Source organism: Bradyrhizobium sp. WYCCWR15520 (genome assembly GCF_056174665.1).
In genome coordinates this window covers 1-8,079 of record NZ_JBWBWM010000101.1, presented here as the reverse complement: position 1 = coordinate 8,079, position 8,079 = coordinate 1, and the positions used below count along the sequence as shown (strand labels likewise).

Sequence of the window (8,079 nt, the reverse complement as noted above, 5' to 3'; positions counted from 1 at the left end):
CGCCATCCGCTCCCACGCCGCGTCGCTTAAAACCAACCGGTCCATCACACCCAAGACTGCCTCCCAAAAAGCAGCCTTGAATCTGATTTGCTCCTAAAAGGGAATCCTTAGAGTCCACACCACCTAGCCGAGGTCTACAATCGCGTGTTCCATTCAACCATAACGCTGCCCGATGGTGGCGGCTCTGTATTGTCGGACGTCTTCACTGCCGCCAAGGAATGCCTCGACGCGACGGAAGGTATGAACTTCGAGAATAAAGTCGTCTTGTCGATAGCCACGCGAATTGCTGCGGAAAAATTCATGGCCGAACGAATAAAGGATGAGAAGCTGCTCGCTGGCATAACTTCGGCCCAAACCCCTAAGCTGCTCAGAGAGTACAAAAAGCAGTTCGAGACGGAAATCGCCAACATTGCGATCATTGAACGAGTGATGTTGATGACCCCGGAGAACATCCATTTGAACTCGTTCATGTATGAGCCCATCATCGACATGTCCGACGATCATCTTCGAAGGCTGTATCAGGAGGTTGAGACGCTCAGTTATGGCGGCTAGCTTTTGGCTTTCTCTTGGAGTGGCTGTGAAACGTCCGCCTTTTGCTCGAATGGTCGCGGGGGTTAGTTGCCCGCTTTCTTTCAACACGCGGCGTTCGGCCTGCTCGCAATAACTTCCATAGCCATATCTATTCCTGCCACGGAATCCACGCGACACAGTGCAAGGAGGTGCGCCCATGCGACAATCTCATCAAGCTGGCAGTGCACCGAACACTCCCCGGCGATACCAGCGAAGTTGAAGCGATCGGCAATGCCGAACTGGTTGGTAGACCGCCACTGAGGCGCCAGCATTCGCTGCCTCGGCAAGCCCTTAGACGCCCCTGGAGACACCCCCTGACGCCGTGTCCATGCCAGTGATCCAGGGGATAAAGCGCCGAATTAACTGCGATGCCAAGGCTTTACATCTTCCTTCCTCCGGGCCATTTCCAACACGACCGTCTACGAGCTAGCTCGTCGCCGTCCTCTGAGGCTCACCGCCTCATCGAAGCCAGCGTGGTCGCGCTGAAAGCCGCCGAGGGGACTCCATCGATCATAAGCTTCAGGTAGATGCAATAATTCGGTAGCTGCAATAGATCAATCTCATCAAATCGCCCCTGAAACTCCCGAGCAAGATATGGCGCATCCTCCGAGCCAACTCTGAACGAAATAATCGTTCCCGCATTTCCCAGCACCGCGTGGCGCACGTCTGGTTTAAGCTGATGAAGGTACTGGTGGGCGACGGTAAAGCCGAGCCGATACTTGCGAAGCTCGGAGAACATATTCGCCACGGCGAGCGTCGTAAAGTTTTGAAACTCGTCAACGTAGACAAAGAAGGGACGCCGTTCATACTCTGGCAGGTCGGCGCGACTAAACGCTGCAAGCCCGAGCGTAGTGACGAGTAATCCGCCCAGGAGCGACGAGCTGTCCTCACCGATTTGCCCTTTAGCCAGGTTCACCAATAGTACTTTGCCCCGATCCATGATTTGCCGCACGTGGAGATCATGCTGCGGAGCGGTTAGAAGTTTGTTGAGTATTGGATCTGAAAGGAAGGCGCCCACTTTGTTCTGGATCGGCGCCGTGCTGTCGGCACGGTAGCCGAACGAGAACCGCTCAAACTCTTTTATGAAGAACGTCCTGACCGTCTCATTCTTCAAGTGTCGCGCAATCTCGGCGCGGAACTTCCGGTCCGACAGGATGCGCAGCACGTCGTGCATCGTGGCGTGCGGTTGCTCCAGCAGCGCCATCAAAACATTGCGCAAAATGTGCTCCATGCGCACGCCCCATGCATCCGGCCACATTTTTTTGAATACTTCGATGAAGCCAGAAGCGGCGAGTGCGATCCGATCTTCACGGACATGCCGCAGGGGATTGTACCCATACGGCTGGGACGGATCGCACGCATTTAAGTAGATCACGTCTGACGCACGTCTCGTCGGAACTTGAGCCGCGACACGCTCCACCAAGTCGCCGTGAGGATCGATAAGAGCAAGTCCACAGCCCCGATCAATGTTCTGCAGCGCCATGGACTCGATTAACGTCGACTTTCCGGTACCCGTCTTACCGATGATGTAGATGTGCGAGAAGCGGTCTTCGTCCTTGATCCCAAAGGTGCAATCGTCGTTGCGGTAATCGGTGCGAGCGAAGCGTGTTACTCCGGGTGACATGCGCCACATATTTTCGCGCTCCGCGTGCACTTACAGAGAGGGTGTAACGCCTTCCCAGGTCACGTCGGGCTCGTGACCCACGAGCACGATTTCGCCTCTCCACTCAATTGGCGTTAGCCACGACAATCGTTGCAGATTTGATCTTTCACTTTCCGCCCTGCGATCCGGAACCTGCATGCGTGTCCGGGTTTCGGTGGCGAGGCGGAGGCATCGCGACGAGCGTCCATACGATCGATTGAGCATTTCTTCTAATTTCGCTCAGTAGTGGACGCTCGCTCCGCCTCGCGAACGAGCACCCGAATGGGTCGGGTGCTCGTAGCGAGGAGGACACGATGTCTAACATTTCTCTTGCCCAGAGAGTTCAAAAGCTGGTGACGCTTTGCGATCAGAGGGGCTTCCAAGACCTGGACGATCTTCTGTTGGCAGCTCTCCTGAAAGATGCGAGCCCGGCGATCTGCATGACGGAGGGGTGCAACAACACCGCCGACATGGAGCCCGACCAGGACCAGGGCTTCTGCGAAGCATGTGGTGGCAAGACGATCATCTCAGCACTTGTGCTGGCCGGCCTGATCCAGGAGGCCGACGATGTTGGTTCGTAACTACTATCACCGCGCGGAATTAAACCGCGAGTGGAGAGACGTGTGGTCCGCACAATGTGACGATGACCGTCCATACTGCGGCGCTCGCCACATGCCCTATAGGAGCAAGGACGCGGAGGAGCGCGATGATGAATAGTATCGCCCTTCTCAACGATGCCTTCCGGCACACCTTCTGTGGCGGCAAGGTAATGATGACAATCGGAGTCGCCGAGCTACCCGACTGCGTAAAGGCCGAGGCGCTCCGTCAGGTGGCGGATTTCTCCGGGTTTACAGAGGAGAACGATCCTCATGGCGAGCACGACTTCGGAAGCTTCGACCTGGTGGGTCGAAAGTTCTTCTGGAAGATCGACTACTACGACAGGAAGATGCAGCACGGCTCCGAAGATCCAAGCGACTCGGAAAGGACATTGCGTGTCCTCACGCTGATGCTGGCAAGCGAGTACTGAACAGAACAAGAAATGACCGCCTCCCGTCCAGACGCTGCGGAAGAATGCTCCAGCAGGACGAGCACCGTTGCGGGGAACATCGGAAGGCCTGCCGAACCCTCAGGGTTAAGCGCGCGATCAGTGCGGATTTGCCTCGGACACTGCTTGTCCAGCCCTCGCCACGGCGAGGGCTTTTTATGGATCCTGAATGGTGGTAAGTACGCTGCCCTAGCATTGGTTGCGTTCAGATAACATGACTCCGAGGCGCATTTGTCTAGCGCGCGCGATTCCGACCGGCGTTACTAGGATCCCGGGTATCGTATGTCCGAACACAAACGCGGAGCTTTGCTTACCATCGAGATGGCCTTCTCGGCTCTTACGCTATAGTTACCTCTCGCCAAAAAACTCGTTCAGCAAGTGCTGTTTGATCCTTGCGGCCTCACGCTCCCCCTGTGAGGCAAGCCAAAGGATGCGCTCCGCGATCTCCAGCGCAGAGCGTTGCCTCTGCTCGATGAACGTGGAGCTAGCAAGTACTTCATCGAGAACGTTGCGGAGCATCTGCACCGTAGCATTGTCGTAGGGCATGTCCGAATATCTATCCCGTCGAATCACTAAACAAAACTATTGCGCTCTTCCTCACCCCACCAGCAGCACTTTGTCGGACCGACGTTCACAACACGCTTTGATTGCGGATTTATGACATTTAGTGCCACGGTTGCGTAAGATGATACCGCAGCCGAAACGGCGACGCACCTCGGCGACTGCCCTCATGCGCTGGCGAAGGCCGGCATCATCCGCGCGGGCCGCCTTGTATATCATCGTCATGCGGCAATAGCCGATGGCTTTACACGCCCGCCCTTCGTCCATTCCGTAGACGTCCACGAGATGGGCGACAGCTTTCCGCTTGGCAGCGGAAGTCCGTCCCAGATTTCACGGGCGTCTCCTGTGGTCACGGCTCCGCGCCTGGCCATCGTTCCAGTCGGCGCGCAACATGTGCACATGCACAAACCTCCCAACAATGGTAGAGTCGAGATGCCAGCCGGCGATGATAATTCGCCGACGCCGTATGGTTCTTTGAAAATTCCCGACTGTTTCGGAGCCGATGCTGAGTTATTGACCACCGCTGAAGTGGCCGAACTACTGAGAATTTCCACTTCTAGCGTGCGACGCCTGCAACAGCGGCGACGCATCTCCTTCCTCAAAGTGGGCGGCAGCATTCGTTTCGCCAAGCACGACGTCATTTCGTATTTGGCGAGGCAGCGGACCGAAACAATCGATAAATAACGGATATGACAGTACGAATGATAAAAAACTCGTGGTGGGTCGATTTCACGGTCAACTCCACACGATATAGAAAACGTAGTCCTGAGAACACAAAGGCCGGTGCGCAGGCGTACGAAGCTACCTTGCGACAAAAGCTAGCACGTGGCGATTCGATAGATATCGGAGCGCTACGGTCGAAGGACCTGACCTTTGCCGAGTTCGCGGTGAAGTGGTTTGAGGACTATGTAAGACCGAACAACAAGTATTCTGAGCAACTGTCGAAGAAGTACATTCTATCTTCGTCTCTGCTCCCATTCTTTGGTCGCAAGCCGGTGGGACAAATTAAAGGGCATGACATCGAACGTTATAAAGCTCAGCAGGTCCGGCAAGGGTACACCAACAAGACGATCACGAATCGCCTGACGGTGCTCAACAAGTGCTTGCTCACCGCATATGAGTGGCTGGAGCTTGAGGAAGCGCCACCGAAGATCAAATGGCCAAAAAGGGCACTGCCCGAAATTGATTATCTTTCGCCCGAAGAGTGTGAGTCACTCCTTTCCCAGGCGAATGGCCTAGTGCGCGAACTGGTTCTGACGGCGCTGCGGACAGGTATGCGGCAAGGAGAGCTCAGGGGCCTTCAGTGGTCATCTCTCGATTGGCTCACGCGCACCGTTGCGGTGAGACATTCATACGATGATCGTGGGAAGACGCTCGTCACGCCAAAGAATAACCGCACGCGGCATATACCGCTCGACATTGATGTGTACACGATGCTTTACCGGCGTAAGAAGGATACCGGGTACGTGTTCCGAGGCTCGGAGGGTCGCCCGTTCACTAACTACCGAATGCACTACGCAATCCGCAAACTCTGTAGGAAGGTTGGGTTTAGAACCATCGGCTGGCACACGCTTCGCCATACGTTTGCTTCTCACCTCGCAATGCGCGGAGTGCCACTCCCGGCCATCAAAGAATTAATGGGACATTCCACCATAACGACAACTATGAGATACGCCCATGTGGCGCCGTCCACGCTCCGGACAGCCATCGAAATGCTGAACCCAAAGACAATGATGGCGACGGATTCTGGGCAACCCGTGGGCAACCGGTGGCAAGAGGTTCAAAGGAGCGTTGCGCGTCAAAAAAACGCTGCGGCTGAATACGCTTGATTCTAGCGACGAAATCTTAGCGTCGCACGGGAAACACAGATCATTTCTCTTGTGACCCTACGGGGAATCGAACCCTGATCTGCGAGCTTTGATTTGAGCTTGGAAATGGACCAAAAAGCACGAAAGACTAGAAGTAGAGCCAAGAATCGGAGGCTTTCAATCGTACTCAAGTTAACCAGGATTAGTCAGACTTTATCACTTTTTTGGCTTGGGCAACCACGCAGTATTATTAGCAAAGGCGATACGGCAAAGGTGATGAAGCATAACGTAAAAGCCGCCATATGGCGGCTTCTGCGTTGAAGAGACCAAGCTGGCGACCGAGCAAGTGAGCCCTCATCGACCAACGTCCGCGTCAGCGGCGAATGGCGAAAGGCGAATGGTCTAAAAGATCGATGGATGTCAATCCGCCCTTTAATTGCGGGTTGTTGTCAAGCTGCCATTCCTTCTCTCCAGTGGCACGCCGGTGGCGATTGCTCCGTCGGAGCTGGTCGGGGTTGCGGAGACGGAGCGATCGCGGTTCGGCGAGACGATCGCCTAGGGAGATCGGATAATGGATGCGTCTGGCAAGTCCTACTATGGCCCAATACTCGATAATGCTCCGCTGTACACAGACCTTAGCGGCTGATCAATTTGAGGTATCAATCAAAACAGGCTCGGAACGTCAAAGCACGGCAACGTGTATTGGTCTGCAATCTTGCCTCGCCCAACCGTCCGACAAACTCCGCTTGCGCTTGGTGGTTGCCGAGATCGAGAAGTTCAGCACGAAGCGCAGACACTTTGAACAGCGATGCACTTCATCATCGTCGGCGCTCGACGTATCGACAGCGCAATCGAACGTCATTTTGACAACACCTTCCTGTCCGCCTCGAACGCTTCCTGATCTTTCGGGTCGGCAAGCTCAAACCAAGAGCCGGGTGCATACGTGGCGATAAGCTTGGCAAAGAACGATTGTGGCTCCCAATCTTGCCCTTCGCGCTTCTCGAAAATGATGACTCCGTCGCGGGTGAAATAGCTAGACCCGGGAACAATGCAGTCGACCGAAAGCTCGACGCGCCACAGGTCGCCTTTCGCGGTTTGCTGCTCATCTATCGTCGGCGAGTAATGCACTCCAACCGGATCGCCGATAGTGCAGCGGCCACGCCGCAGAAGATCGCCCAACTTGCCCTGCGCGGTGGTTACGAAGTTGAAGTTGGCGGGATTATGCAGAAAGCGACGGTTCACGCCGCTTTCGTCGTTTGTGACTTCGTCGGCAATGAGCGAGAGTGCGAACGCCTGCCAGCCTAGTTCCATCGGCTTTGCATACGGTGCCACAATTTTCAATGTGCCATCGGACGCCACCTCCCAGGTGACAGTATATTCTTCGTTTGTTTTATCGGCCCGGTGTTTGGCCCACGAAAAGATAACTGGCTCGCCCGAGTCGATCTTTTGTCCAACCTCCCATCCCCTGGGGATGAAGTGTGCTACCTTCGCGACCTTGGTGAAGATTTGCTCCGCTGTCTCACCATCCTGCGCTCGCCAGGTTGATTTGACCTTATCGATAAGTGGGTTGTCGCTCGTACGAACGCCATCGCTCTTACCGGCCAGCCCGCCCGGAAAAATGAACCATACGCCAAGGCCGACACAGAGACCAAGACCGAGACAAAACCAAAGCACACGCCTATCGATCATTTTCTCCTACCCCGCGCCGCTATCCTTTGTCCTTATATCCGCGCAGAATTGTATCTTGAGGATAGTCGCGACGCAGCTACCAGGATTGGTTGGGATCCAACCCAATTCCATTCGCCACCGGCTGCTGGCGATCTGATGCAGGTGCCAACATATTTCTGCGGAGCGGGCCCAAGGAGGTTCCTGGCCATTTGGTTAGCTCGTCTTTTCAAGTAACATCTCCGCTGGCGTTGGAGATACATTTCATAGGGCATGGTACGAACTGGCCACCAATTCTCACCCGAACGGCTCGAAGAGCTTCGGCGTATATACAGAGAGGTGTCGGGGGAGGAGATCACTGCAGCAGAGGCGAGCGATATCGCGCATCGCTCGTCGCGCCCTATAGATTGCTTCCCTGCCATTTGCACGACGAGTCCGCGCAGCCTCCTCCTTTGCCACCACCTCCGGCTCAAATCGCTCCGGAAGACGTCTGACGTTGTGCAGGATGCGCTGACCGTCGTCGGCCTGCATGTCGCGCAGATCATGCGAGCTTCGCGGCCATCAATGATACCGCTAGAAACCCGAAGCGGCTGATCTCGAGTGGGTTAGGCTTTCGTTATAAGCGCACTGTCATCATTTGCGGTCGAGACGGCACTCGCGTGGTGATCTTCCCCCGAAAAAATGGACAGGGTTAAGCTGCTTTTAGCTCCATCTCGATCGGGCTGATAAAGCCGATGGCGGAGTGACGACGAGTCCGATTGTAGAAGCCCTCGATATAGGCAAAGATA

At 55.2% G+C, this 8,079-nt stretch carries 8 protein-coding genes and 1 pseudogene; 5 read left to right on the top strand and 4 right to left on the bottom strand.

Annotated features, from left to right (window positions below; all coding sequences use genetic code 11):
- The first annotated feature begins 144 nt into the window (after positions 1-144).
- A complete protein-coding gene (locus AC0QUY_RS41810) occupies positions 145-552 on the top strand; it encodes a hypothetical protein (RefSeq protein WP_161855509.1) in 408 nt (135 codons plus the stop codon).
- Positions 553-1,021: 469 nt separating this feature from the next.
- Here AC0QUY_RS41810 and AC0QUY_RS41805 read toward each other — a convergent pair whose 3' ends face one another.
- A complete protein-coding gene (locus AC0QUY_RS41805; RefSeq protein WP_161855510.1) occupies positions 1,022-2,203 on the bottom strand; it encodes a type IV secretory system conjugative DNA transfer family protein in 1,182 nt (393 codons plus the stop codon).
- A gap of 323 nt (positions 2,204-2,526) precedes the next feature.
- On the opposite strand from AC0QUY_RS41805, the gene AC0QUY_RS41800 reads away from it, so the two are divergent.
- A complete protein-coding gene (locus AC0QUY_RS41800; RefSeq protein ID WP_161855511.1) occupies positions 2,527-2,793 on the top strand; it encodes a hypothetical protein in 267 nt (88 codons plus the stop codon).
- A 128-nt stretch (positions 2,794-2,921) separates the two neighbouring features.
- A complete protein-coding gene (locus tag AC0QUY_RS41795) occupies positions 2,922-3,239 on the top strand; it encodes a DUF3768 domain-containing protein (RefSeq protein ID WP_145642958.1) in 318 nt (105 codons plus the stop codon).
- A gap of 366 nt (positions 3,240-3,605) precedes the next feature.
- Here the strand turns inward: AC0QUY_RS41795 and AC0QUY_RS41790 are convergent, their stop codons facing one another.
- A complete protein-coding gene (locus tag AC0QUY_RS41790) occupies positions 3,606-3,803 on the bottom strand; it encodes a hypothetical protein (RefSeq protein WP_161855512.1) in 198 nt (65 codons plus the stop codon).
- A gap of 150 nt (positions 3,804-3,953) precedes the next feature.
- Positions 3,954-4,136: pseudogene (locus AC0QUY_RS41785) on the bottom strand (IS3 family transposase); the annotation flags it as partial.
- Here AC0QUY_RS41785 and AC0QUY_RS41780 point away from each other — a divergent pair.
- On the top strand, positions 4,104-4,502 hold the full coding sequence (locus tag AC0QUY_RS41780; protein ID WP_161855513.1) for a helix-turn-helix domain-containing protein: 399 nt from the start codon (positions 4,104-4,106) through the stop codon (positions 4,500-4,502). The pseudogene AC0QUY_RS41785 and the gene AC0QUY_RS41780 overlap by 33 nt on opposite strands.
- A gap of 17 nt (positions 4,503-4,519) precedes the next feature.
- Positions 4,520-5,647, top strand: coding sequence for a tyrosine-type recombinase/integrase (locus AC0QUY_RS41775; protein WP_161855514.1), 1,128 nt, complete (start codon positions 4,520-4,522; stop codon positions 5,645-5,647).
- 837 nt (positions 5,648-6,484) lie between these two features.
- Here the strand turns inward: AC0QUY_RS41775 and AC0QUY_RS41770 are convergent.
- On the bottom strand, positions 6,485-7,315 hold the full coding sequence (locus AC0QUY_RS41770) for a nodulate formation efficiency C protein (protein ID WP_246738311.1): 831 nt from the start codon (positions 7,313-7,315) through the stop codon (positions 6,485-6,487).
- Positions 7,316-8,079 lie beyond the last annotated feature (764 nt).